Genomic DNA, 23,251 nt, shown 5'->3' with positions numbered 1-23,251 from the left:
TGAATGATATGTTTCAATTTTGCAATCATGCTTTTGCAACATGGTTGACTTGACGTACTGGAGCCCGACAAGCGAAGGCGGCCAAGCCAACAAGCAGAAAACGAGGCGCGCATGGAACTGGCGGGAACAGTGGAGATTGCGGCACCCCGCGCGAAGCTTTGGGCGGCGCTGAACGACCCTGACGTGCTGGCCCGCTGCATCGATGGCGTGGAGCGGCTGGTGCGCAGCGATGGTGATGTGCCGACCTTTGATGGCGAGATGAATGCCAAAGTCGGTCCGGTGCGGGCGCGCTTTGCCGGCACGGTGCGGCTGGAGGATATCGTCGCGCCCGAACGCTATCGGCTGGTGGGCGAAGGCAAGGGCGGCGTCGCGGGCTTTGCCAAGGGCAGCGCGGATGTGGTGCTGACCGAGGTGGGCCCGGCCGTGACGCAGCTCGATTATGTGGTGAAGGCACAGGTTGGCGGCAAGCTGGCGCAACTGGGCGCGCGGTTGATCGAGGGGACGGCCAAGCAATATGCAGAAGGCTTCTTCGCCAAGCTGAAGACGGAAGTGGAAGGGCCGGTGATCGACACGGCCATTGTGGAGGCTGAAGATGCAAATGTGCCGCCGCCGTCCGAACCGGCCGGCTTGTCGCCGATGCTGTGGGGCGGCGGGCTGATCCTGCTGGTGATGCTGTTCCTCGCCTGGCAATGGAATCATCTGTGAGCGGCCGCGACGACGATCTGGCGACGCTGGCCGCCGGTCTGGAATGGGCACAGGCCGGGCATGGGGTCGCCATCGCCACGGTGATGACCACGTGGGGATCGGCGCCGCGCCGGGTGGGCAGCCATCTGGCAGTGCGCATGGATGGCCTGTTTGAAGGCAGCGTTTCGGGCGGCTGTGTGGAGGCCGATGTCATCCTGGCCGCGCAGGATCTGATCGCGGCGGGCGCCGGCCATGCCGTTCTGGACTTTGGCGTTGCCGATGATGTCGCTTGGCGCGCAGGGCTGGCCTGTGGCGGCCGCATTTCGATCCTGGTGCAGCGGCTGGCCGACGATGGCCTGAGCGCGGCGCTGGTGGCGGATGTGCTGGCCGCGACGTCAGCGGGCGAGGCGCGCAGCATCAGCAGCGATCCGGCAACCGGCCAGGCAGTGGCTGGCGAGGCTGGGCCGTTCGTGCGTGCCTATCCGCCGCCGCGCCGGTTGATGATCATCGGCGCAGTGCACATCGCGCAGGCGCTGGTCCCGCTGGCGCTGGGCCTGGGCATTGCGGCCACGGTAATCGATCCGCGCGGGCTGTTTGCGGCCGATGATCGCTTTGCCGGGGTGGTGCTTGATCGGCGCTGGCCAGATGAGGCGCTGACCGATCTGCGCCCGGATGCCGCGACGGCGCTGGTGGCGTTGACGCATGATCCCAAGGTGGACGATGTGGCGCTGGCGGCGGCGTTGCGCAGCCCCGCCTTCTATATTTCGGCGCTGGGCAGCCGCAAGAACCATGCGGCGCGGCTGGAACGGCTGGCGGCGCAAGGCTTTGGCGCAGACGACCTGGGGCGTATCCATGGCCCGGCCGGGTTGAACATCGGTGCGGCCAATCCGGCCGAAATTGCGCTGTCGATCGCGGCGCAATTGGTGGCCGCCTGGCGCGGGGCGCTTGTGACCCCATGAAATTCGGGCCGGTGCCGCTGGCAGCCGCGCAAGGCACGCTGTTGGCGCACAGCCAGGCACTTGGGCGCCGGCGGCTGGCCAAGGGCCATCGACTGACGGCGGACGATGTGGCCGCGCTGGCGGCGGCCGGCGTAACCGACGTGGTGGTGGCACAGCTGGCGCCCGATGATGTTGGCGAGGATGCCGCTGCCACGCGGCTGGCGGCGGCGCTGGCCGGCACCGGCCTGGTCGCGCTGCCGCCGGTGCATGGCCGGGTCAATCTGGCGGCGACGCAGGCTGGGCTGTTGTGCCTGCCGGCGGGGCTGGTGGCGGCAATCAACGCCGTCGATGAAGCGGTCACGCTGGCCACTCTGTCACCCTTTGCGCGGGTTGCCGCCGGCGCCATTGTCGCCACCATCAAGATCATTCGCTATGCCGTGACCGAGCCGGTCCTGGCGGCAGCCATCGCCATGGCGCGGCCCTTGACGGTCGCGGCGTTCCGCCCGGCCCGGGTGGCCTTGTTGGCGACCAGCCTGCCCGGCACCAGCGCCAAGGCTCTGGCAAAGCTGGAGCAAGTGACGGCAGCGCGCATCGCGGCACTGGGCAGCGACCTGAACATGATGGCCCCCTGCCCGCATGACGCTGCCGCGCTGGCCGAACGGCTGGCGACGGTGGACGCCGATGTGCTGCTGCTGGCCGGCGCATCGGCCAGTGTCGATCGCGGCGACGTGATCCCGGCGGCCATCGTGGCGGCGGGCGGCGTGGTGGCGCGGCTTGGCATGCCGGTCGATCCCGGCAATCTGCTGGTGCTGGGGCAATTGCATGGTCGGCCCGTGGTCGGACTGCCCGGCTGTGCGCGCAGCCCCAAACGCAATGGCCTTGATCTGGTGCTGGAACGTCTGCTGGCCGGGCTGCCGGTGACCGGCGCCGACATCGCGGCGATGGGCGAAGGCGGATTGCTGCCCGACGCCGAACGCCCGGAACCGCGTGCCGCCGCGCGCCGGCCAGGCAAGGTGGGCGCAATCGTGCTGGCGGCCGGCCGCGCCAGCCGCATGGGCGGGCCGCACAAGCTGCTGGAACCATGGCAAGGCAAGGCGCTGGTGGCGCATGTGGTGAATGCGATTGCAGCCGCTGGCTTGCCGCCGCCGGTGGTGGTGTTGGGTCATGCGGCCGCGGGCGTTCGCGCGGCGCTGGCAGGGCGGGCGGCGCATTTTGTGGAGGCAGCCGATTGGCAAGACGGCATGGGCCGCAGCCTGGGCGCCGGCATCGCTGCGGTGCCGGCCGATTGGGACGCCGTTCTGGTGTGTCTGGCCGACATGCCGCGCATCGAACCGGCGCTGATCAAGGCGTTGGCGGTGGCACCGGGCGAAGTGGTGGTACCAGTGTGGCAGGGGCGGCGCGGCCATCCAGTGCGCTGGCCGCGCGCGGCCTTCCCGCGCCTGCTGACGCTGAGCGGCGATGTCGGAGGCCGGGCCGTGATCGAGCAATTTGCCGTCAGCCACGTGCCGGCCCCATCGGATGCCTGCCTGGACGATATCGACACGCCGGCAGCCCTGGCTGCATTGCGCGCCCGGCCCGAATTACCCTGATCGCCTTGCCCTGCTGCGGGTTCGGCCTATTCTTCGGCTTTGCCGGAAGGATTCACCGATGACGCATTCGCAGCCCACCCAGGCGATGATCGACCTGTATGACCGCTTCACCCACGGACACGGGATTGACCGGCGCACGCTGATGGCAGAGATGGCGCGACTGGCCGGCGGCGCGGCGGCGGCTGGCAGCATGCTGGGCCTGATCGCGGCGCGTGCCGATGCGGCGCCGCTGGTGGCACCGGATGACCGCCGCGTTTCGGCAGGCGAAGTCGTTGCCGATCTGGGCGGAGGCCGGACCATGCGCGGCTATCTGGCGCGATCGGTCAAGGATCCCGGCAAGGCGGCCAGGGTGTTGTTGGTCCATGAAAATCGCGGGCTGAACGAGCATAATCGCGATCTGGCGCGGCGGCTCGCGGTGGCGGGCTTCATGGTGTTTGCCGCCGATTTTCTGACGCCGTTGGGCGGCACGCCCACCGAAGGCGACGGGACCAACAGTGCCGAAGATGTCGCCCGCACCATGATCGGCAAGCTGGACCGCGCGCAGACGGTGGCTGATGGCGTAGCGACCCTGAAATGGCTGATCGAGGCTGCGCCCGGCGTCGGCGTGCCGGCAGCCGTCGGATTTTGCTGGGGCGGCGGCATGGTCAATGCACTGGCGGTGGAGGCCGGGCCGATGCTGCGGGCCGGGGTCGCCTATTATGGCGCAGCGCCGCAGGATGTGGCTGGTGCATCGCGGGTGAAGGCCAGATTGCTTCTGCATTATGCGGGCTTGGACGAGCGGGTGAATGCGATGGCGCCGGCCTGGCAAGCTGCGCTGCAAGCCGCCGGCACCAAGTTCGAAGCGCACACATATGAAGGTGCCAATCACGGGTTCAACAATGACACCGCCGCAGCCCGTTATGACCAGGCCGCGGCGGAACTGGCCTGGGGCCGGACATTGGCCTGGTTGAAGCGCTGATCGGGGCCCCTGGTGGCTTGATTAGCTGCAATTGCAGATTATGCTGATGGTGTGACATCGAACGATTCTGCAGCCGGACCGGCGAACTTGTGCACTGCGGCCAAGGTGCGGCGGCTGTCGCGGCGGGTCAGCCAGATTTATGACGAAGCGCTGGCGGGCCACGGCCTGACCGTCGGCCAGTTCGGGCTGCTCGCCTGCCTGTCGCGGCGGCGTGGGCTGGGCATTGGCGCGTTGGCAGCGCTGCTGGCGGCGGATGCTTCCACGGTTTCGCGGCTGGTTAGGCCGTTGGCTGCCGACGGGCTGGTGGCGATCCGCGTCGATCCCACCGACAAGCGCGGCCGGCTGGTGTGGCTGACCGACGCCGGCCACCAGCGCCGTGCCGCCGCGCAAGCTGGCTGGCAGGCGGCTCAGGACGCCATGGTTGAACGACTGGGCGGTGGCCGACTGGCAGCACTGCGGTTCCTGCTGGATGAAGCGCATGAGCGGCTGGAGACCATGATATGACTGCAATTGCAGATAGTCCGGGCGTCGCGGTGGTCATCGGGGCTGGCGATGCCACGGGTGGTGCAGTGGCCGAGGCGTTTGCGCGAAACGGCCTGATTGCTGTTCCAGTACGGCGCAATGGTGACCAATTGGCGCCACTGCGTGACCGCATCCTGGCCAATGGCGGCCAATGCGTGGCGATTGGCGCCGATGCGCGGGACGAGGCCGCAATGATCGCGCTGTTCGACCGGGTGGAGGCCGAAATCGGGCCGGTCCGCGTACTGGTGTTCAACATCGGCGCCAATTCGCCGATGGGCATCCTGGACGAGACCGTCCGGCGCTACACCAAGATCTGGGAGATGTGCGCGCTCGCCGGCTTCATCACCGCGCGGGAGGCGGCGCGGCGCATGGTGCCGCGTGGGCAAGGCACGATCATCTTCACCGGCGCCACCGCCAGCTTGCGGGGCTCGGCGGGGTTTGCCGGCTTTTCTGGCGGCAAGTTCGCGCTGCGCAGCCTGGCGCAGGCAATGGCGCGCGAACTGGGGCCCAAGGGTATCCATGTCGTCCACAGCATCATCGATGGCGCCATCGACACCGATTTCATCCGCAGCAACTTCCCCGATCGCTATGCGACCAGGAGCGAGGACGGCATCCTCGATCCGCACGCCATCGCCGCCGAATATGTGCGCCTGCACCAGCAGCCGCGCAATGCGTGGACGCACGAGCTTGACCTGAGACCCTGGATCGAACGCTGGTGAAGGAGCCTTACGATGCCAAACGCGATTGAATTTCTGTTCGATGTGGGGTCGCCCACCGCCTATCTGGCTTGGTACCGGCTGCAGGGCATCGTTGCGCGCACCGGCGCCGTGTTGATCCCGGTGCCGATCCTGCTGGGCGGCGTGTTCAAGGCCACCGGCGGTGCCCCGCCCGGCGCGGTGGCTGCCAAGGGCCGCTGGATGAACGAGGACATGGCGCGCTGGGCGGCGCGTGATGGGGTGACGCTGGGCAAGAACCCGTTTTTCCCGGTCAACACGCTGGCGATGATGCGGATGCTGGCCGGGCTGGAGGGCGATGCCCAGTTCGGCGCGGTGGTCGACACGTTGTTTGCCGGCCTGTGGCAGCAGGGGCTGAATCTGGCCGATGCCGATGTGCTGGCTGCCACCCTGACTGCGGGTGGTCATGATGCCCCTGCCCTGCTGGCATTGACGCAAAGCCCCGACGCCAAGGCCCGCCTGATGAGCAATACCGAGGCTGCGGTGGCGCGCGGCGTGTTCGGCGCACCGACCTGCTTTGTCGCCGGCCAGATGCATTTCGGCCAGGATCGGCTAGACTGGGTGGAGCTGGCGGCGGCGGGCTGATCGGCCCGCCGCCCGCCGATCAGAAGCGATAGCGGGCCAGCACGCCGTAGGTGCGCGGCTGGTTGCGATAGCCGGACAAGGTGCCGGCCTGGGCCACGCCGGGGAAGATGGTGGTCAGATAGGTCGCGTCGGTCAGGTTGCGGCCCCACACCGACACTTCGAAGCCCTGCTTGAACGCCAGCGTGGCGGACGCATTCAGCGCATAGGCTTCACGGCGCAGCGGCACGGTGCCTTGCGCGATCTGCACCGGGCTTTCGCTGAAGAAATCGACGTGGAACAGCGCGCGCATGTCATCACCGAAGCGCGCCGTATAGTCCGCTGCCACCGAGAGCGCGAATTCCGGCGTGCCGGCAAAACGCTGGCCGGACAGATCAACGGGCACCACCTGGAAGCTGCCGTTCAGCAGGGCGGAACCACCCGGGAAATCATCATTGCGCGCATCGAGGAAGGTGAAGTTGGCGGTGATGCTGAAATCACGGACCGGCGTGAACACCGTATCAAGTTCGATACCCCGCACCGATGCCTGCGGCGCGTTGGCCAGCACGAAACCGGTGCCGCTGAACACATTGCCCTGGAAGCCGCGCAGCACCTGGTAGAAGCCGGCGAGGTTGAAGCGGAAGCCAGTGAAGCTGCCCTTGACGCCGACCTCATAGACTTCGGCGTCTTCCGGGCCGGCAAAGCGCGTGCCGGTGCCGAGGTTGGTGACGGCAAGGCCAGCCGTGCGGATCGGCGAGGCAGCCGGCGCCGGCACCTGCGCCGGCGAGCCGGGAATGAACTGTGTCGCGAACGGCCGGCTGTCAGTCGACAGGTTGAATGAGGATGCCTTGAAGCCAGTGCCATAGCTGGCATAGGCGCTCACTTCCTCGCTGAATTTATAGGCCAGACGCAGCGTGTAGCTGAAATTATTGTCGCGGGTGCGGCCGTCTTCCACGGCATTGGGGAAGTTGAGGAACGGCGGCAGGAACTGCAAGGCACGCAGCCCAAGGAAGGGATTGAACTGCGGATTGGCGGCGACCTGCGCCGGCACCCCGGCACGGACGCCGGCCAGCACCAGATCAAGGCCGGAGAAGACATCGGTGGTGGTGTTGTTGCTGGCCACATTCTTGCGATCGGTGGTGTAATTGCCGCCGGCGGTGAGGGTCAGGCGGTCGGTGACTTCGAAATCCGCCTGCCCGAACAGCGAGAAGGCACGGTTGCGATAGCTGAAATCTTCGAACCGGCCCTGGCCTTGCGAGCCGAAGGCGCCGGCCGGCGTGCCCGGCAGCAGCGCGCGCAGCGTGGGTTCGAGATTGATATAGGCACCGCCAGACAGCGCGCCGGCATAGTTGCGGAAATCGCGACCGAAGGTGAGGCCGGAATCGATCTGGATATCTTCGTGGAAGTAGAACCCGCCGACCAGGAAGTTGAACGGGCCGTCGAAGTTGGAGGCCAGCCGCATTTCGGCGGTGTAAGTATCGATGCCGGTGGTGTTGAAGTTCGAACCGATCAGATCGGCACTGGTGAAATCAGAATCCTGATCGGTGAAGCTGTCAACGCCGCGCCAGGCCAAAATGGTGGTCAGGTCAAAATTGCCGATCCGCGCATCGGACTGCAGCGAAATGCCATAATTCTTGATGTCGTTCACGGACGCGAAGTTGGTGAACTGGCGCAGCGCGAACGGGCTGTTGCTTTCGATGCGGCCACCCACGGCGCGTACGGCATTTCCGGTCGGGCCGTCGACGATGTTGACGACCGCGCAGCAGACTTCGTCGATCTTGTCATAATCGGCGATCAAGCGGATTTTGAAATCATCGCTCGGCTTGAACAGCAAGGAGCCGCGGATTCCCCAGCGATTGCGATCGTTATAATCGATGCCAAGCGCTTCATCGCGGACATAGCCGTCGCGGCGGTTGTAATTGCCGGCGAGGCTGAAGGCGACGCTTTCGGAAATCGGCCCGGTGATGCTGCCGCGCACGATCAGCGCGTTGAAATTGCCATAGGACACTTCGGCATTGCCGCCGAATTCGAACTGCGGCGCCTGGGTGACGATGGAAATGATGCCGGCCGACGCATTCTTGCCGAACAGCGTCGATTGCGGCCCACGCAGCACTTCGACACGATCGATGTTGGGCAGATCGCCGATCTGGGCGGCGGAGCGGCTGCGATAGACACCATCGATGAACACGCCCACCGACGGTTCGATACCCGGATTGTTGGCGCCGTTGCCAAAGCCGCGAATGATGAAATTGGTGTTGGCAGACGATTGCAGCTGGTTGACCCGCAAAGAAGGCACCAGTGTCTGCAGATCGAGCAGATCGCGAACGTTGGCGGCTTCGATCGCCTTGGCGGACGTCACCGACACCGAAATCGGCGTGTCCTGCAGGGTGGCGGTGCGCTTGGAAGCGGTGACGATGATGATCGCGTCGTCATTGTCCGCATCATTCTGCGCGCTCTGCTGCGCCGTCGCGGCGGTCTCCAGCAGACTGGCGCCGGCCAAGATGGCAAAACGGAGCGTGGTAATGGTGCGCATGATTGATGATCCCCCCGAGAACATTCGTTGCAATGCTTTTAAGCATTTTTCTTTCATTGTTCGCAGGCAGGGCGGTCGAGGGAAGCTTTAACTTTGTGGCTCGATCATGTTCGATGGGAATTCCGGAATTGGTGGCCGAATTGCAACAGTTGTTTGGGGCATGCCCCCTCGATTGCTCTCGTCCCTCATACGGCTCGCGATGCGGGTCAGACCTCTCCCCCGTAAGAAGCGGCAAAAAAAGGCCCGGCAGTTGCCTGCCGGGCCCATCATCGTGCCAGTATCGCGAAACTTACTCGCGATTGCCCATGAAGCTGAGCAGGAACTGGAACAGGTTGATGAAGTTCAGATACAGCGTCAGCGCACCGAGCACGGCCGACTTGCCGGCGAAATCGGTGCCGGCCACCTGGAAATACAGTTCTTTCAGGCGCTGGGTATCATAGGCGGTCAGACCAGCGAAAATCAGCACGCCAAGGATATTCACCGCAAGCTGCAAACCGCTGGACTGGATGAAGATGTTGGCGATCATCGCGACGATGATCCCGATCAGGCCCATCATCAAAAAGCGGCCCATCGCCGACAGATCCTTCTTGGTCGTGTAGCCGAACAGGCTGAGGCCCGCGAACGAAGCCGCGGTCACGAAGAAGGTCTGCGCGATTGACGCGCCGGTGTAGCGGGCGAAGATCACGCTCATCGACACGCCCATCAGCGCGGCGAAGCCCCAGAACAGGCCCTTCAGCGTCGATTCGCTCATGCGATTGAGACCGAAGTTCATGCCGAGGATGATGGCGAGCGGCGACAGCATTGCGATCCAGCCCAGGATGGTGGGGGCGCCAACCGGATTGAAGAACACCGCGAACAGCGCCGGCGTCGAATAAACCAGCAGTGCAACGATGCCGGTGAGCAGGACGCCCGACGCCATATAGTTGTAGATGCTGAGCATGTAGCTGCGCAGGCCGGCGTCGTAACCGGCGTCTGCACTGGCCTGGGCCCGCATGGCTGCGAGCCGTGGGTCCATTGGATTGGCCATTGGTCTTTCCTCCATATTGCCGGCAACGGGCCGGCCACCCAAACAATATCGGGCATATTGCACCGATTTTCAATGCCTGCAGGTTACGAGACTGTCATCAGAGTTGTCGCAGGTTGGCCACAGGGCCGCAGTTACAATTGCCGCAACACAGCCGCGGGCCGGGCCGACAGCGCCTGCCAGTTGCCGAGCAGGCCGAGCACGACGGTGACGACCGCGCCGACCGCCACCGTGACGATCACGCCGCCCCAATCCGGCGTCCAATCCAGGCTGAACACCTGGGTGACGACAAACCACCCCGCGGCGCTGCCCAGCACCAGTGCCAGGCCAGAGACGATGAAGGCAAGCAGGCCATATTCGGCCAATGTAGCCGCCGCGACCTGGCCGCGCGTGGCGCCGAGCAGTTTCAGCAGCACCGCATCATAGGTGCGGGCACGGGCGCCGGCGGCCAGCGCTCCGACCAGCACGGCGATGCCGGCCGCAACCGTAACGCTGGCCGCGGCGCGGATCGCGGCGGAGAGTTGCCCGAGCAGCGCCTGCACCTGGCCGATGACGTCCTTGACGCGGATGATCGAGGCGGTGGGGAATTCGCCAGCGACCGCGCGTGACACAGCGGGCTCCTGGGCAGGATCGACCTGAACTGTGGCCATCCAGCCATGAGGGGCAGCTTCGAGCGTGCCGGGTGAGAACAGGATCGCGAAGTTGAAGCCGAGCGATTGCCAGTCGATTTTCCGGGTGCTGGCGATTTTTGCGGTGACTTCGACACCGAGCACCGAAACGGTCATCGTGTCGCCGATCTTCAGGTCCAGCGCTTGCGCCGCGTCTTCATCGATGGAGATGAGCGGCGGGCCAGCATAATCGCGGGGCCACCATTTGCCCTGCACTAGCGTGTTGGCCGGCGGGAAATCGGCGGCGTAGGACAGGCCGCGGTCGCCGCGCAGGATCCAGGCTTCGGGGGCGACGATACGCTCGGACGGCACATTGTTCACCGCGGTGATCGGCCCGCGCATGCTGGGCACGGTGACGATGGTGGCGCCGGGTGCGACCTTGGCGATATTGGCCAGGAAGGCATCGCGCGCGTCATTAGGGATATCGAGCACGAAGAAGCTGGGGGCGCGATCGGGGATGCTGCGGTTGATCTGGCCGGCGAGATTGCCTTCGATGGTGGCGAGCGTGGCGAACAGGGTGAGGCCCAGCCCGAGCGCGACGACCAGATTGCGGGTCGGTGCGCCGGGGCGATGCAGATTGGCCAGCGCCAGCCGCGCCAACGTGCCGCGCGGACGTGGCAGCCGCGCCGCGCCCCAGGTGATGGCCCCGGCGAGCAACCAGAGCAGCAGCAGCAGCCCAAGCGCGCCGGCCAGGAAGCCGATCACGAAGATGCGTTGTTCGGCGAGGAACACCAGCAGGCCGAGCACGGCAATGGCAGCGCCGGCGATGATGGCGATGGTGCCAGCATCGGGGCGGACGCGGGCTTCGGTGAGGCTGCGCAAGAGCCGGGCGGCGGGCATGCGGGCGCCCTGCGCCAGCGGCCACAGCGCAAAGGCAAGTGCGATTGCAAGACCATAGAAGGCGGCTTGCGCCAGCGCCGCCCATTGCAGGCCGGTGGCCGGCGGGACCGGCAGGGTGGCAGCGGCGAGGCGCGCGACGACGGCGGGCGTGGCGGCACCGATGGCGAGGCCGACGAAAACGGCGGCAACCGCGACGATCGACAATTGCCACAGATAGATGGCGCGTACTGTGGCGCTGTCGGCCCCCAGGGTTTTCAAGGTGGCGATGGTGCGGGTGCGCGCGGCCAGATAGGCCGATACGCCGCCAGCAACGCCAACCCCGGCCACGACCAGCGCGGTCAGGCCAACCAGGGTGAGGAACTGGCCGAGTTGGTTGACGAAGTTGCGGGTGCCGGGCGCGCCATTGCTGCGATCGCGGATGCGGGCGCCGTCGGCCACGGTTTCCAGATTGGCCTTGGCATATTCCAGACTGATGCCGGGATCGAGGCGGATACGCAGTTCGGTGGTATAGAGGCTGCCCAAGGTGATCAGCCCGGCCATTTTCAGATCATCGCCGTGAACGACGAGGCCAGGGCCGAAGCCGAAGCCATCGCCGGCTCGGTCGGGCTCTTCGATCAAGGTACCGGCGTAGATCAGGCTTGCCTGGCCGAGCATCAGCCTGTCGCCGGGCTTCAGCCCCAGTTTGTCGGCCAGCGCCGGCTGGGCAGCGGCATAGCCGGGGCGAACGCGGCCACCGCCCGACAGGATGGTGCGGCCGTAGAGCGGCCAGTTGGCATCGACCGCCTTGATTTCGGCGAGCACGGCCTGCGTGCCGGACTCCGCGCGCGAGACCATGCCGCGCAGCTTGGTGATTTCGCCGACCGTGCCAAGATCGGCAGCGGTCTTGCGCTGCGCATCATTGGGCACGGCACCCGAGACGCGCAGCGCGACATCGCCGCCGAGCAGCAATTGCCCGCGCTCGGAGAGTCCGGCGTTGATGGCGCTGGCCAGGCTGCCGACCCCGGCCAGTGCCGCCACGCCAAGCACCAGGCACACGGCAAGGATGCGCAGGCCGGCCAGCCCGCCGCGCAATTCCCGCAAGGCCAGGCGGAACGCGAGACTCAGAGGGTTTCGGCCAGAAAGTTGGTCAGCGCCTGCCACGACCGGCGATCGGCGTCAGCGCTATACTGGATGCCGCCGGCCGGATTGGCGGCCTGCGGCGCGGTGAATGCGTGCATCGTGTGGCCATAGGCATGAATCTGCCAATCGGCGCCGGCGGCATTCAGTTCATGGCCCAGGGCGACGGTGGCATCGGGCGGGGTCATCGGATCATCCCAGCCGTGCAGCACCAGCACCTTGGCGGTGATCGGCTGCGTGGGCAGACCGGTGGGGGCATAGACACCGTGGAAGCTGACGGCGCCCTTGATGCGGGCATCGCCGGAACGCGCGACATCCAGCGCGCACAGGCCGCCGAAGCAATAGCCGATGATGGCGATACGGTTCGAATCAATCGCCGGATTGGCGACAGCGGCATCGACGGCGGCCAGCAGGCGGCGTTGCAGGCCGGCGCGATCGGCCATCCACGGGCCCATCAAATGGCCATTGTCGGCCATCGGATCGCCGCGCGTGCCCTTGCCGTAGACATCGATGGCAAAGCCGGCATAGCCCATGGCCGCCAGTTTGCGCGCCACGCCATTGTCGGCTTCGGATTGGCCGGCCCAATTATGGGCGATCAACACACACGGATGCGGGCCTTCGCCCTGCGGCAACGCGAAAAAGCCTTCAAGTTCATCGATATCGTCGAAATAGCTGAACAACGTCACGTGTGTTGCCTCCTCAAGCGGCCGCCAGGGCCATGGTATCGTCAACTATGCGGCCATCACGCATGGTGATGATGCGATCGCAGCGCGCCGCCAGATCGGCATCATGGGTGATCAGCACCAGCGTGGCACCAGTTTCGGCAAGACGGCCATAAAGCAGATCGACAATGGTTTCGCCGGTGGCCGCATCGAGATTGCCGGTCGGTTCGTCAGCGAAAATCAGCGCCGGGCGGCCGACCAGCGCGCGGGCGATGGCGACGCGCTGCTGTTCGCCGCCGGACAATTGCGTGGGATAGTGCGTAAGACGATGGCCGAGGCCAACCGATTCCAGCTCTGCCCTGGCGCGGGTTTGAGCATCGCCTTCGCCGGCAAGTTCCAGCGGGACCGCGACATTTTCCAGCGCCGTCATCGTCGGGATCAGATGAAACGCCTGCAACACGATGCCGATGCGGCCACGGCGGGCGCGGGCCAGCGCATCTTCGTTCATGGCAGTGAAATCGGCACCTGCGATAAGGACCCGGCCAGACGTGGCCTGCTCCATGCCCGACAACACCGCCATCGCGGAGGATTTGCCGGAGCCGGACGGACCAAGAATGGCAATGCGTTGCCCCTGCGGCACGGCCAGCGTTAGGCCGCGCAGCACATCGACGGCGGCATCACCTTGGCCAAGCCGAAGGGTGACATCGCGAGCGTCAATGACAATAGTGGCTGGTGAAGCAGGGTTGGGCATCAGGTCCCGCAGAAAAACAGAGGATAGTGAATTGCAGGTAGGACGTCGCCGCGGGCTTTACCAGATGATGCTGATGATGGGCGCGCTGTTCATGTCGCAGGCAGTTGTTGCAGCAGCACCGCAGCGCCCGATGACTGTGCTGGCCTTCGGCGATTCGCTGATGGCCGGATATCAGTTGCGCCCCGGTGAAGGCTTTGCGCCGCAACTGGAAAAGGCGCTGAAGGAAAGTCGCAGACTTGGCGGCCGCGCCGTGACGGTGGTGGGTGCCGGCGTGTCGGGTGACACCACCACGCAAGGGCGGGCGCGGCTGAACTGGGTGCTGGCCGGCATGAAGACCAAGCCGGATCTGGTGATCCTGGAATTGGGTGCCAACGACATGCTGCGCGGGCAATCGCCGGCCACTGCCAAGGCCAATATCGATGCCATGGTGAAGGCCTTCAAGGCCAAGGGCGTGCGGGTGATGCTGGCCGGCATGCGCGCCAGCCCCAATCTGGGTGCGACCTATGTTCGCGACTTCGAAGGGCTGTATCCGGCGGTGGCCAAGGCCAATGGTGTCACGCTCTATCCCTTCTTCCTCGACGGAGTCGCGGCGCAACCGACGCTGGTGCTGGCCGATGGCATGCACCCCAATCCCAAGGGGGTAAGCGTGATGGTCAAGCGCATCCTGCCAAGCGTTGAGCGGGAGCTCGACGCGATCAAATGATCAGGCTTTTCGTCGCGCTGGAATTGCCGGCCGCGGTGAAAGCGGCGCTGCTGGCCAGCATAGGCGGCGTCGCCGGCGCGCGCTGGCAGCGCGAGGATCAACTGCATCTGACGCTGCGCTATATCGGCGAGGTTGATCGCCACACCGCGCAGGATGTGGCCGCGGCACTGGGCCGAGTGAATGTGCGGCCGTTCATGGCCGAACTGGGCGACGCCGGTCTGTTCGAGCATCGCGGGCGGATCGACAGCTTGTGGGTTGGCGTGCGCCCGGCAGAACCGGTGGCTGCACTTGCCAAGGCAGTGAATTCCGCGCTGGCCAGTGTTGCCATTCCGCCCGAACCACGCGCCTTCGTGCCGCATATTACCGTGGCGCGCGGCAGGGCCATGTTGGGTGGAGGTGGCTGGCCGCAGGCGCCAATATCGCGCTTGCAGTGGCCGGTGACCGGATTTGCCCTGTGGGAAAGCCAGTTGGGCCGCGACGGCAGCGATTACATGGTGCTCGCCCGCTGGCCATGAGCCGCCGTGCAAGGCGCGACTACCCGAAAGTATAGCGCAAACTCATCGGTGTAATCGGCGCTGCTGCGCCTTGCCGGCGGACCGAACGCTCAGTAACTGCGCCGCTTCACGCGGGCGGAAACGCTCGATTAACTCTTATGAACAACGAGCGAGTTCAGCACGTCATGATGAAATTTTCGGCAATCGCCTTTGCGGCCAGCCTGATGGCGGCCAGCAGCGCCCAAGCCGTGATCCCGTTCACGGTGACATTGGAATCAGAAGCACCCGGGGCGCAGAATAGTTCGGCGGGCTTCACTGCTGTCGGAGTCGAAACATTCGATTCCATTGGTATCGGAACGTCTCTCGACTTCATCAGCGATTTTGGCGGTTCATCGTTCACCGGACGTTATTCGGGTGTCCAGGTGATGGGGGCTGACCAATATGGCGGCGCCGGCGGCGGCGGACGTTACGCCGTGACATTCTCCAACGCCGGCTACAGCATCGATCTTTCCACATCGCTGGCGGGCGGCGTGACCTATTTCGGTTTCTGGCTGTCGGCGCTCGATGCCGGCAATCAGGTGCAATTCTATCAGGCAAACGACCTGCTGTTCACGTTCAGCGCCAACGATGCGCGTGATTTCATTGCCGGCCTGCCGGGCGCCGCCAGTTATCGCTGCAATCCCAATCCAGCCTTTGCCAACAGGAATTGCGCAGAACCCTACAGCTTCCTGAACTTCTACGCCCGCGGCGGCACCCGCTTTGACCGTGTGGTGTTCACCCAGACCAAGGGCGGCGGCTATGAAAGCGACAACCACACGGTCGGCCAGTGGAACCGCCTTTCCGGCACCATTGTGCCCGTTGACGGCGCCTTCAATGCCGTGCCGGAACCGGCAACGTGGGCGCTGCTGGTGCTGGGCTTTGGCCTGGTCGGCGCTGGCATGCGCCGGCGACCGATGGTGGTCACCACCTGAGCTTGCGCATCCGCACACATGAAAAAGGCCGGCAGTCGACGGACTGCCGGCCGATGTTGTTGTTGGGGACCTGCCTGTTACGGCGGACGCTGCGCTTCTGTCTCGCTTCGCTGGCCATCTCCCCCGAAAGGCGATGAGCCAATGATCCTTCCCGCTGGGGAGGCGGGCCCGTCCCTCTCCCCCGAGGGGAGAGGGGTTTACGCTGCCTCATCCTTCCAGTTCAGCACCGGCTTGCGCGCGGCCAGCGTCTCGTCCAGCCGCCGGCGCGGGGCGAAGTGCGGCGACGTGCGCCAGGCCTCCGGATCGGCCAGCATCTGGGTCGCGACATGGCGCATGGCGCCAATGAGCTGATCGAGATTGGCCTTGCTCTCTGTCTCGGTCGGCTCGACCAGCATGGCGCCGTGGACGACCAGCGGGAAATACATGGTCATCGGGTGGAAACCTTCGTCGATCAGCGCCTTGGCGAGATCGAGCGTGGTCAGCCCCGTCCCTTCCAGGAAATCATCGGAAAACAGCGCTTCGTGCATGCACGGGCCGCCGTCCGCGAACGGCGCGGTGTAGATATCCTTCAGGCTGGCCAGCAGATAATTGGCGTTGAGCACCGCATCTTCCGACACCTGCCGCAGGCCATCGGCGCCGTGGGACATCATGTAAGAAAGCGCGCGCACGAACATGCCCATCTGGCCGTGGAAGGCCACCATGCGGCCGAAACTGTCAGGGGCATGGGTGTCGGCCGTATCTTCTTCGACCAGTTCGAGGCCAGTTGCCGTCCGGCGCACGAACGGGATCGGCGCGAATGGCGCCAGCGCGGCCGACAGCACCACCGGACCGGAGCCGGGCCCGCCGCCGCCGTGCGGCGTGCTGAAGGTCTTGTGCAGATTGATGTGCATGGCATCGACGCCAAGATCGCCAGGGCGGACCCGGCCGACGATGGCGTTGAAATTGGCACCGTCGCAATAGACATAGCCGCCAGCGGCGTGGACGGCATCGGCAATGGTTTTCAAATCGGGCTCGAACAGGCCGCAGGTATTGGGATTGGTGATCATTACTGCCGCCACATCCGGGCCAAGCCGGGCCAGCATCGCGTCCAGATCCACCCGGCCGCGGGAATTGGCCGGGATATTTTCCACCGTGAAGCCACAGAAGGCCGCCGTCGCCGGATTGGTGCCGTGGGCCGATTCGGGCACCAGCACGACGCGGCGGGTATCCCCGCGCGCATCCAGCGCGGCACGGATGGCCAGCATGCCGCACAGCTCACCGTGCGCGCCGGCCTTCGGGCTCATGGCCACCGCCGGCATGCCGGTCAGCTTCATCAGCCAATCGGCAAGCACGTCGATCAGTTCGAGCGCGCCTTGCACCGATGATTGCGGCTGCAGCGGGTGAATGTCGGCAAAGCCGGGCAGCCGCGCCATCTTCTCATTCAGGCGTGGGTTGTGCTTCATCGTGCAACTGCCCAGCGGGAAGATGCCCAGATCGATGGCATAATTCTGCCGCGACAGGCGGGTGTAGTGGCGCACGGCTTCCGGTTCGGAAAAGCCGGGCAGGCCGATGGGCGCAGTGCGGGCAAGGCCACCCAGCCGGTCAGGCACGGGCGGCACGGGCGCGAAATCGACACCGCTGCCATCGGCGGCGCCGCGTTCGAAGAGCAATGGCTCTTCCAGCATCAGCGCGCGGTTGCCGGTGAAGGTCTCCACCACGGCACCGGTGCCGGAAACAAGACCCAGATCGAGCCGGCTTGGACGGCCCACGTTGTTCATGTCAGTCATCAGGCCAGCACCTCATCCAGCGCGTCTTCGAACGCATCAAAATCTTCATCGGTGGCGGTTTCGGTCACCGCGACGATCATGGCATTGTGCAGGGATTTCTCCCCCGGCCACAGCCGGCCCAGCGACACACCGCCCAGCACGCCCTTGTCAGCGAGCGCACGCACCACGGGGCGGGCTTCGCGGCCCAGCGCCAGCGTGAACTCATTGAAGAACGGGCCATTCAGCAGCGTCACGCCCGGCACGCGGCCGAGCCGGTCTGCCAGTTGCACCGCACGGGCATGGTTGAGCGCCGCCAGGTGGCGCAGGCCCTTTTCGCCGAGCAGCGTCAGATGCACGCTGAACGCCAGCGCGATCAGGCCGGAGTTGGTGCAGATGTTGCTGGTCGCCTTCTCGCGGCGGATATGTTGTTCGCGGGTGGACAGCGTCAGCACGAAGCCGCGCTTGCCAGCCGCATCCACGGTCTCGCCACACAGGCGGCCGGGCATCTGGCGGACGTGCTTCTCGCGGCAGGCGAACAGGCCCAGATACGGCCCGCCGAACAACAACCCGGCACCCAGCGACTGGCCTTCGCCAACCACAATGTCGGCGCCCATTTCGCCCGGCGATTTGATCGCGCCCAGCGACACCACTTCGGTGACAACAACGATCAGCAGCGCGCCGGCGGCGTGGCAGGCATCGGCCAACGGGGTGAGATCGGCGACATGGCCGAACAGATTCGGGTTCTGCACGATGACGCAGCTTGTGTCCTTGTCGACTTGCGCGATCAGGCTGGTGAGGTCATCGCCGGGGGCGCCTGCCGTCAGGCTCGGCGTGGCGGCGACCACGACATCGCCGGTGAAGCGCGTGAGCGTGTTCAGCACGGAGGTGTAGTGAGGATGGACACCAGCCGAAACCAGACACTTGGCGCGCCTGGTGATGCGCCGCGCCATGAACACCGCCTCGGTCATTGCGGTGCTGCCATCGTACATGGAGGCGTTGGCGACCTCCATGCCGGTCAGCCGCGCCACCTGGCTCTGGAATTCGAACAGCACTTGCAGCGTGCCTTGCGCGATTTCCGGCTGATAGGGCGTGTAGGCGGTGAGGAATTCGCCGCGCTGGATGACCATGTCGACGGTCGCCGGCACATGATGCTTGTAGGCGCCGCAGCCGACGAAGAACGGCGCGGAGCCAGCGGTGGTGTTCTTTGCAGCCATCTTCATCAGCGCGCGTTCGACGGCCATTTCGCTGGCGTGATTGGGCAGGCCTGCGATGGGGCCATCCAGCCGCGCTTCGGGCGGCACATCGGCGAACAGCGCTTCGATATCGGCAGCGCCGATGGTGGCCAGCATGGCCTGGCGGTCGGTGGGGGAGAGCGGCAGATAACGCACGGGGGGCTTACTCCGGAAGATGCGCGGCAAAGCGCAGGCGAACATAATCGGCGATCCAGGCGCCGTCGGCGGCCTGCAGCGCGGGGACGAGCAACGCGGCGGTTTCGGCGATGATCTGGTCTTTCATCGCATCGGGCACGCCAGCAGCATCGATGAAGCCGCCGCGGAAGGTTTCCAGCCAGCCGGCCATGCCGGTGGCCGGCAGCGGGGTGGGGCGCGGGATGAGGGCGCAGGATTCCACCGCGAAGCCGCCGCGTTCGAGCACCGCGCGGAACGCGGTATCGGTGGGGTAATAGCTGGTTTCAGCCCCGGCAGCCGGGAAGCCGTGATTGGCGAGCACGGCCTTCAACGCGGTGCGGATGGCGGCGATGTTGGCGTGGCCGCCGAATTCGCCGACATAGCGCCCACCGGGTTTCAGCGCGCGCTTGACGCCAGCGGTGACAACATCGGGCTGGCCGACCCAATGCAGCGCGGCGTTGGTGAAGACGGCATCGAATTCGGATGCGAAATCCAGCGTGCGGGCGTCGCCAAGGCGGGCATCAAGGCCCTTGGCCTGTGCAGCGGCGACCATGGCCGGATCAGCGTCCACCCCCACCACGTCGCAGCCGGCTTCGACCAGTTGCAGCGTCAGCACGCCATCGCCGCAGCCGAGATCGAGGATGCGCATCCCGGCCTGCGGCGCCAGCAAATCGAGCACAGCGTTGCCATACGCCGGGACGAACGCGGCGTTCGCGGCATAGAGGGCTGGATCCCAGCGTGTGGCCGTCCCGGTGGTCACTTACAGCCCGGCGACGAACGCGTCGTACGCGGTCTTGTCCATCAGGCCGTCCAGTTCGGACGCATCCGCCAGGGTCAGCTTGAAGAACCAGCCTTCGGCTTCCGGAGCAGTGTTGACCAAGGCCGGATCATCGGTCAGCGCCGGGTTGGACTCGGTGATGGTGCCCGACACCGGCGCATAGACATCCGACGCGGCCTTGACCGATTCGACCACGGCCGCTTCGCCACCCTTGGTCACTTCACGGCCGAATTCGGGCAATTCGACGAAGACGACATCGCCCAACTGCCCCTGCGCATAATCGGTAATGCCGACAGTGGCGGTTTCGCCATCGACATCGATCCATTCATGATCTTCGGTGAACAGACGGCTCATGACTTGGTCCCTTCCCTGACGTAATTTTTCTGCTTGAACGGCATTGGCACGACGCGCGCGCCGATGCGCTTGCCCCGCACATCAATCTCCAGCGCGGTGCCGTCGCCGGCAAGCGGGGTTTGAACCATCGCCATGGCAATCGGCACGTTCAGGCTGGGCGCGAAGCCGCCGGAGGTGACAACGCCCACTTGCGCGTCGCCCTGCCAGATGGTGGCGCCTTCGCGGGCCGGCAGCCGGCCTTCGACGGCCAGGCCGACCCGTTTGCGCGGCGCGCCCTGGAACAATTGATCAAGGATGCGATCGGCGCCCGGAAAACCACCGTCCAGTTTGCGGCGCTTGGAGATGGCAAAGCTCAGGTCGGCTTCGACAGGGGTGATATTGGTATCGATATCATGGCCGTAAAGCGGCAAGCCAGCCTCCAGCCGCAGCGAATCGCGGGCGCCGAGCCCGATCGGTTTGACTTCGGCATGGGCGAGCAGCATTTCGGCGAGTGCCTCGGCGGCCGTGGCGGGCACCGAGATTTCATAACCATCTTCGCCGGTATAGCCCGATCGGGTGATGCCCAGCATGATACCGCTCCAGCAATAGCGCGCACCGGCCATGAATTTCAGATCGCTGAACGCGGGCTGATCGGCTTCAACCGGGGTCAGGTCCAGCCGACTCATCACCGTGACGGCGGCGGGCCCTTGCAACGCCAGCAGCGCGTGATCGTCCATGTGCTTGAGCGTGAGGCCGTCCGGCAAGCGCGCGGCCATGTGCGCGATATCGCCGACCTTGGTAGCGCCGTTGACCACCAGATAGAAAGACCGCCCAGAGTCTTGGCCGGTGTTGGTGACCATCAGATCATCGATGATGCCGCCATCATCCGTCAACAGCAGCGAATAGCGGGTGCGGTGCGGCTGCAGAGCCAGAAAATCGCCCGGCGCCAGTGTCTCCAGCCAGGCGGCCGCGCCCTCACCTTCCACCAGCAACTGCCCCATGTGCGAGACATCGAACAGGCCGGCGTGCTCACGCGTCCACAGATGCTCGGCGATGATGCCTTCAAACTGGATCGGCATGGCATAGCCGGCAAAGCCGACCATGCGCGCGCCCAGGCGGCGGTGCAACGCATCCAGCGGCAGTGATTTCAGATCGGCTTCAGCCATATCGTCCCCGGCAACAGCGTTGCGCCCGGCATGGTTGCCGATCGCCTGTCCCCCACTGTCGCCAGACCTGAGAGCTTTGACCGTGGCCTGTTACAGCTGCGGCTTACCCCTTCGGTGGGGCACGGCGTAAAGGCCCTGCCCGCTTTCCAGAGTGTCGCTGATACGCCGGCGCGGTCCTTTTGCCTGAGAGATTCCGGGGGCGGCTTGCTCCTTCGGCGGTGGGCATCGGCCTTGCGACCAACCCCACACTCTCCCGCGCGCGGCGCCAAGGTTGCCCCCGGCGACACACCGCGATTGGGCGATGGCGGTGGCCGTGTCAATGGCCGGATTGCCACCCTGCCAGAGTGTCATGTAGCTGCGGCTATTTGGCGACGTTGTAAGCCAGCGCCTTGTCGTCGAGCTGGAAGCCGAGCAGCACTTCAAAGGTGGCGGCGCGCAGGGCCGAGCGCACTTCGGGATCGGCCATGGGATCGGTGGCCGCGTCGATCTCACCGGGTTTGCGGTTGCGGTTGATTTTCGCCAAAATCTCGGACGATACTGCGGCGGCCCGGCGGGACACATTGGCCGTGGCCGTGCCGGTGGCCAACGCGCGTTCCTGACCAGCAGCGAAATTCACCTGCACCTGGGAAATCTGCTTGGCGTTCACGAGGTTGCCGGCCTGCACCACCGCCACGAACAGCGGCAGAGTCACCGTGCGGGCTGCGGCCGTGTCGGTGCGCCGCGCCACGACATCATAGGTGACGCGCGACATGAAAAAGTCCGGCGTTTCGGTGCAGATGTCACGCACATTGGTGATGGTGGCAATCACATCCATGTTGGCCAGATCGGGCGGACCAGGCCGGAACAACGTCACGTCACCGACATACGCTGCCACCGCCACCGCCGGGCAGGACGAACGATTGACCACCAGCGGATTGCGGTCGCAAGCGGCCAGGGCAAACAACGCACCTGCCAGCAGACCCAGGCGAGCCAAACGATGAAGCGCGGGCGAATAAGGTGCGGCCATGGCCACCCTCCTATGGGGCAAATGGCGCGGGGGCAAGCCACTGCGCAGGGGGTAGCGCGGCATAAGCAGTTCGCGTAATGCGGGGCCATGAGCAGCGCTGCACCCGCCCTTGATGTTACCGCAACCGCAACCCGCCCGGCCCTGAATGTGCTGGTCGCCGCACCGCGCGGCTTTTGCGCTGGCGTTGATCGCGCCATCCACATCGTCGAACTGGCGCTGGAGCGCTGGGGGGCACCGGTCTATGTCCGCCACGAGATCGTCCACAACAAGTTCGTCGTCGACAGCCTGAAGGCCAAGGGCGCGATCTTTGTCGAGGAACTGGATGAAGTTCCCGATGGCGTGCCGGTGGTGTTTTCCGCTCATGGCGTGCCCAAGGCGGTGCCGGCCAAGGCCGAAGAACGCGGGCTGACCTATGTCGATGCCACCTGCCCGTTGGTGTCCAAGGTGCATCGCCAGGCCGAACGGCTGGTCGCGGCCGGGCGCCACATCCTGTTCATCGGCCATCACGGGCACCCCGAGGTGATCGGGACCTTCGGCCAGGTACCCGAAGGTGCGATGACGCTGATCGAGACGGTGGAGGACGCACAACGTATCCAACCGGCCGACCCGGACAGTCTCGGGTTTTTGACCCAGACAACGCTCAGCGTCGATGACACCGCCGACATGGTGGCCGAACTGAAGCGACGCTTCCCGGCCATCGAAGGCCCGCGCGGTGACGACATTTGTTATGCCACATCGAATCGTCAGGCGGCAGTGAAGGCGATGGCACCGCGCTGCGATCTGGTGCTGGTGATCGGCGCGCAGAACAGCAGCAACAGCCAGCGGTTGCGCGAAGTCGCCGAACGCGAAGGCGCACAAAGCTGGCTGATACAGCGCGCCGCCGACATCGATTGGGCCTGGTTCGACGGGATCAGCACGGTGGGCATCACGGCCGGTGCATCAGCGCCGGAATTGCTGGTGCAGGAAGTGCTGACCGCGCTGAACGATCGTTATGTTGTTGCGTCGGAGAATATCACCACTGCGGTGGAAGAAGTGGTGTTCAAGCTGCCGCGTGCATTGACGGCCTGAG

The 23,251-nt window shown here is 65.5% G+C and carries 22 protein-coding genes and 2 riboswitches; of the genes, 11 read left to right on the top strand and 11 right to left on the bottom strand.

What is annotated here, in order from left to right:
- Nucleotides 1-111 precede the first annotated feature (111 nt).
- Genes ACTIEZ_RS09380 through ACTIEZ_RS09350 form a run of 7 tightly spaced genes read left to right on the top strand, consistent with a single transcriptional unit; the run spans nucleotide 112 to nucleotide 6,010 of the window.
- Nucleotides 112-705, top strand: a complete 594-nt coding sequence (locus ACTIEZ_RS09380) for a CoxG family protein (protein ID WP_439546411.1) — start codon at nucleotides 112-114, stop codon at nucleotides 703-705.
- Nucleotides 690-1,643: an XdhC family protein gene (locus tag ACTIEZ_RS09375; RefSeq protein ID WP_439546410.1), complete on the top strand. Its 954-nt coding sequence runs from the start codon at nucleotides 690-692 to the stop codon at nucleotides 1,641-1,643. Before ACTIEZ_RS09380 ends, ACTIEZ_RS09375 begins: the two co-directional genes overlap by 16 nt.
- Nucleotides 1,640-3,211: an NTP transferase domain-containing protein gene (locus tag ACTIEZ_RS09370; RefSeq protein WP_439546409.1), complete on the top strand. Its 1,572-nt coding sequence runs from the start codon at nucleotides 1,640-1,642 to the stop codon at nucleotides 3,209-3,211. The genes ACTIEZ_RS09375 and ACTIEZ_RS09370 overlap by 4 nt, the downstream gene beginning before the upstream one ends.
- A 58-nt stretch (nucleotides 3,212-3,269) precedes the next feature.
- Nucleotides 3,270-4,169, top strand: a complete 900-nt coding sequence (locus ACTIEZ_RS09365; protein ID WP_439546408.1) for a dienelactone hydrolase family protein — start codon at nucleotides 3,270-3,272, stop codon at nucleotides 4,167-4,169.
- A 51-nt stretch (nucleotides 4,170-4,220) separates the two neighbouring features.
- On the top strand, nucleotides 4,221-4,673 hold the full coding sequence (locus ACTIEZ_RS09360) for a MarR family winged helix-turn-helix transcriptional regulator (RefSeq protein WP_439546407.1): 453 nt from the start codon (nucleotides 4,221-4,223) through the stop codon (nucleotides 4,671-4,673).
- On the top strand, nucleotides 4,670-5,410 hold the full coding sequence (locus ACTIEZ_RS09355; RefSeq protein ID WP_439546406.1) for an SDR family NAD(P)-dependent oxidoreductase: 741 nt from the start codon (nucleotides 4,670-4,672) through the stop codon (nucleotides 5,408-5,410). Before ACTIEZ_RS09360 ends, ACTIEZ_RS09355 begins: the two co-directional genes overlap by 4 nt.
- Nucleotides 5,411-5,422: 12 nt before the next feature.
- Nucleotides 5,423-6,010 (top strand): 2-hydroxychromene-2-carboxylate isomerase, encoded by a 588-nt coding sequence (locus ACTIEZ_RS09350; RefSeq protein WP_439546405.1) that lies wholly within the window; start codon nucleotides 5,423-5,425, stop codon nucleotides 6,008-6,010.
- A 19-nt stretch (nucleotides 6,011-6,029) separates the two neighbouring features.
- On the opposite strand, the gene ACTIEZ_RS09345 is transcribed toward ACTIEZ_RS09350, so the two are convergent.
- From ACTIEZ_RS09345 to ACTIEZ_RS09325, 5 genes are all read right to left on the bottom strand, one after another.
- A complete protein-coding gene (locus ACTIEZ_RS09345; RefSeq protein ID WP_439546404.1) occupies nucleotides 6,030-8,519 on the bottom strand; it encodes a TonB-dependent receptor in 2,490 nt (829 codons plus the stop codon).
- 289 nt (nucleotides 8,520-8,808) lie between these two features.
- Nucleotides 8,809-9,546 carry a Bax inhibitor-1/YccA family protein gene (locus tag ACTIEZ_RS09340; protein WP_439546403.1) on the bottom strand — a complete coding sequence of 246 codons (738 nt, stop codon included), beginning with the start codon at nucleotides 9,544-9,546 and terminating at the stop codon, nucleotides 8,809-8,811.
- A 131-nt stretch (nucleotides 9,547-9,677) separates the two neighbouring features.
- Nucleotides 9,678-12,131 (bottom strand): ABC transporter permease, encoded by a 2,454-nt coding sequence (locus ACTIEZ_RS09335; protein WP_439546402.1) that lies wholly within the window; start codon nucleotides 12,129-12,131, stop codon nucleotides 9,678-9,680.
- Nucleotides 12,132-12,151: 20 nt separating this feature from the next.
- Nucleotides 12,152-12,853, bottom strand: coding sequence for a dienelactone hydrolase family protein (locus ACTIEZ_RS09330; RefSeq protein WP_439546401.1), 702 nt, complete (start codon nucleotides 12,851-12,853; stop codon nucleotides 12,152-12,154).
- A 13-nt stretch (nucleotides 12,854-12,866) separates the two neighbouring features.
- Nucleotides 12,867-13,580 carry an ABC transporter ATP-binding protein gene (locus ACTIEZ_RS09325; protein ID WP_439546400.1) on the bottom strand — a complete coding sequence of 238 codons (714 nt, stop codon included), beginning with the start codon at nucleotides 13,578-13,580 and terminating at the stop codon, nucleotides 12,867-12,869.
- A 64-nt stretch (nucleotides 13,581-13,644) separates the two neighbouring features.
- Here ACTIEZ_RS09325 and ACTIEZ_RS09320 point away from each other — a divergent pair, with 64 nt between their 5' ends.
- From ACTIEZ_RS09320 to ACTIEZ_RS09310, 3 genes are all read left to right on the top strand, one after another.
- Complete coding sequence (locus tag ACTIEZ_RS09320; RefSeq protein WP_439546399.1) at nucleotides 13,645-14,283, top strand: arylesterase; 639 nt, start codon at nucleotides 13,645-13,647, stop codon at nucleotides 14,281-14,283.
- Entirely contained in the window at nucleotides 14,280-14,798 is a 519-nt protein-coding gene (gene thpR / locus ACTIEZ_RS09315; RefSeq protein ID WP_439546398.1) for an RNA 2',3'-cyclic phosphodiesterase, read from the top strand. Before ACTIEZ_RS09320 ends, thpR begins: the two co-directional genes overlap by 4 nt.
- Nucleotides 14,799-14,962: 164 nt before the next feature.
- The gene (locus ACTIEZ_RS09310) at nucleotides 14,963-15,748 is read left to right on the top strand and encodes an Npun_F0296 family exosortase-dependent surface protein (protein ID WP_439546397.1); all 786 of its coding nucleotides are present in this window, start codon (nucleotides 14,963-14,965) and stop codon (nucleotides 15,746-15,748) included.
- Nucleotides 15,749-15,945: 197 nt separating this feature from the next.
- On the opposite strand, the gene gcvPB is transcribed toward ACTIEZ_RS09310, so the two are convergent.
- The 6 genes from gcvPB to ACTIEZ_RS09280 all read right to left on the bottom strand — a co-directional run bounded on the left by gcvPB (nucleotide 15,946) and on the right by ACTIEZ_RS09280 (nucleotide 22,182).
- Complete coding sequence (gene gcvPB / locus ACTIEZ_RS09305; RefSeq protein WP_439546396.1) at nucleotides 15,946-17,514, bottom strand: aminomethyl-transferring glycine dehydrogenase subunit GcvPB; 1,569 nt, start codon at nucleotides 17,512-17,514, stop codon at nucleotides 15,946-15,948.
- Nucleotides 17,514-18,881 carry an aminomethyl-transferring glycine dehydrogenase subunit GcvPA gene (gcvPA, locus tag ACTIEZ_RS09300; RefSeq protein ID WP_439546395.1) on the bottom strand — a complete coding sequence of 456 codons (1,368 nt, stop codon included), beginning with the start codon at nucleotides 18,879-18,881 and terminating at the stop codon, nucleotides 17,514-17,516. The genes gcvPB and gcvPA overlap by 1 nt, the downstream gene beginning before the upstream one ends.
- Before the next feature lie 7 nt (nucleotides 18,882-18,888).
- Nucleotides 18,889-19,578: a class I SAM-dependent methyltransferase gene (locus ACTIEZ_RS09295; RefSeq protein ID WP_439546394.1), complete on the bottom strand. Its 690-nt coding sequence runs from the start codon at nucleotides 19,576-19,578 to the stop codon at nucleotides 18,889-18,891.
- 81 nt (nucleotides 19,579-19,659) lie between these two features.
- Complete coding sequence (gcvH, locus tag ACTIEZ_RS09290) at nucleotides 19,660-20,031, bottom strand: glycine cleavage system protein GcvH (RefSeq protein ID WP_439546393.1); 372 nt, start codon at nucleotides 20,029-20,031, stop codon at nucleotides 19,660-19,662.
- On the bottom strand, nucleotides 20,028-21,176 hold the full coding sequence (gene gcvT / locus ACTIEZ_RS09285) for a glycine cleavage system aminomethyltransferase GcvT (protein ID WP_439546392.1): 1,149 nt from the start codon (nucleotides 21,174-21,176) through the stop codon (nucleotides 20,028-20,030). The genes gcvH and gcvT overlap by 4 nt, the downstream gene beginning before the upstream one ends.
- Before the next feature lie 45 nt (nucleotides 21,177-21,221).
- Nucleotides 21,222-21,336: riboswitch (glycine riboswitch) on the bottom strand.
- Nucleotide 21,337: 1 nt separating this feature from the next.
- A riboswitch (glycine riboswitch) is annotated at nucleotides 21,338-21,442 on the bottom strand.
- A 95-nt stretch (nucleotides 21,443-21,537) separates the two neighbouring features.
- Entirely contained in the window at nucleotides 21,538-22,182 is a 645-nt protein-coding gene (locus ACTIEZ_RS09280) for a hypothetical protein (RefSeq protein WP_439546391.1), read from the bottom strand.
- A gap of 87 nt (nucleotides 22,183-22,269) precedes the next feature.
- Between ACTIEZ_RS09280 and ispH the strand changes: the two genes are divergently transcribed.
- Nucleotides 22,270-23,250, top strand: coding sequence for a 4-hydroxy-3-methylbut-2-enyl diphosphate reductase (gene ispH / locus ACTIEZ_RS09275; RefSeq protein ID WP_439546390.1), 981 nt, complete (start codon nucleotides 22,270-22,272; stop codon nucleotides 23,248-23,250).
- The last annotated feature ends 1 nt before the right edge of the window (nucleotide 23,251 follow it).

Origin of the sequence: Sandarakinorhabdus sp. (genome assembly GCF_051860625.1) — a bacterium.
Classification (GTDB): domain Bacteria; phylum Pseudomonadota; class Alphaproteobacteria; order Sphingomonadales; family Sphingomonadaceae; genus Sandarakinorhabdus.
Note: the sequence above shows the minus strand (reverse complement) of the source record. Positions and strands in the feature narration are given on the sequence as shown.

What these genes read in the sequence shown, in the direction of transcription:
- ACTIEZ_RS09380 (WP_439546411.1), top strand. Translation starts at nt 112, where the DNA reads ATGGAACTGGCGGGAACAGTGGAGATTGCGGCACCCCGCGCGAAGCTT.
- ACTIEZ_RS09375 (WP_439546410.1), top strand. Translation starts at nt 690, where the DNA reads ATGGAATCATCTGTGAGCGGCCGCGACGACGATCTGGCGACGCTGGCC.
- ACTIEZ_RS09370 (WP_439546409.1), top strand. Translation starts at nt 1,640, where the DNA reads ATGAAATTCGGGCCGGTGCCGCTGGCAGCCGCGCAAGGCACGCTGTTG.
- ACTIEZ_RS09365 (WP_439546408.1), top strand. Translation starts at nt 3,270, where the DNA reads ATGACGCATTCGCAGCCCACCCAGGCGATGATCGACCTGTATGACCGC.
- ACTIEZ_RS09355 (WP_439546406.1), top strand. Translation starts at nt 4,670, where the DNA reads ATGACTGCAATTGCAGATAGTCCGGGCGTCGCGGTGGTCATCGGGGCT.
- ACTIEZ_RS09350 (WP_439546405.1), top strand. Translation starts at nt 5,423, where the DNA reads ATGCCAAACGCGATTGAATTTCTGTTCGATGTGGGGTCGCCCACCGCC.
- ACTIEZ_RS09345 (WP_439546404.1), bottom strand. Translation starts at nt 8,519, where the DNA reads ATGCGCACCATTACCACGCTCCGTTTTGCCATCTTGGCCGGCGCCAGT.
- ACTIEZ_RS09340 (WP_439546403.1), bottom strand. Translation starts at nt 9,546, where the DNA reads ATGGCCAATCCAATGGACCCACGGCTCGCAGCCATGCGGGCCCAGGCC.
- ACTIEZ_RS09325 (WP_439546400.1), bottom strand. Translation starts at nt 13,580, where the DNA reads ATGCCCAACCCTGCTTCACCAGCCACTATTGTCATTGACGCTCGCGAT.
- ACTIEZ_RS09320 (WP_439546399.1), top strand. Translation starts at nt 13,645, where the DNA reads ATGATGCTGATGATGGGCGCGCTGTTCATGTCGCAGGCAGTTGTTGCA.
- thpR (WP_439546398.1), top strand. Translation starts at nt 14,280, where the DNA reads ATGATCAGGCTTTTCGTCGCGCTGGAATTGCCGGCCGCGGTGAAAGCG.
- ACTIEZ_RS09310 (WP_439546397.1), top strand. Translation starts at nt 14,963, where the DNA reads ATGATGAAATTTTCGGCAATCGCCTTTGCGGCCAGCCTGATGGCGGCC.
- gcvPB (WP_439546396.1), bottom strand. Translation starts at nt 17,514, where the DNA reads ATGACTGACATGAACAACGTGGGCCGTCCAAGCCGGCTCGATCTGGGT.
- gcvH (WP_439546393.1), bottom strand. Translation starts at nt 20,031, where the DNA reads ATGAGCCGTCTGTTCACCGAAGATCATGAATGGATCGATGTCGATGGC.
- gcvT (WP_439546392.1), bottom strand. Translation starts at nt 21,176, where the DNA reads ATGGCTGAAGCCGATCTGAAATCACTGCCGCTGGATGCGTTGCACCGC.
- ACTIEZ_RS09280 (WP_439546391.1), bottom strand. Translation starts at nt 22,182, where the DNA reads ATGGCCGCACCTTATTCGCCCGCGCTTCATCGTTTGGCTCGCCTGGGT.
- ispH (WP_439546390.1), top strand. Translation starts at nt 22,270, where the DNA reads ATGAGCAGCGCTGCACCCGCCCTTGATGTTACCGCAACCGCAACCCGC.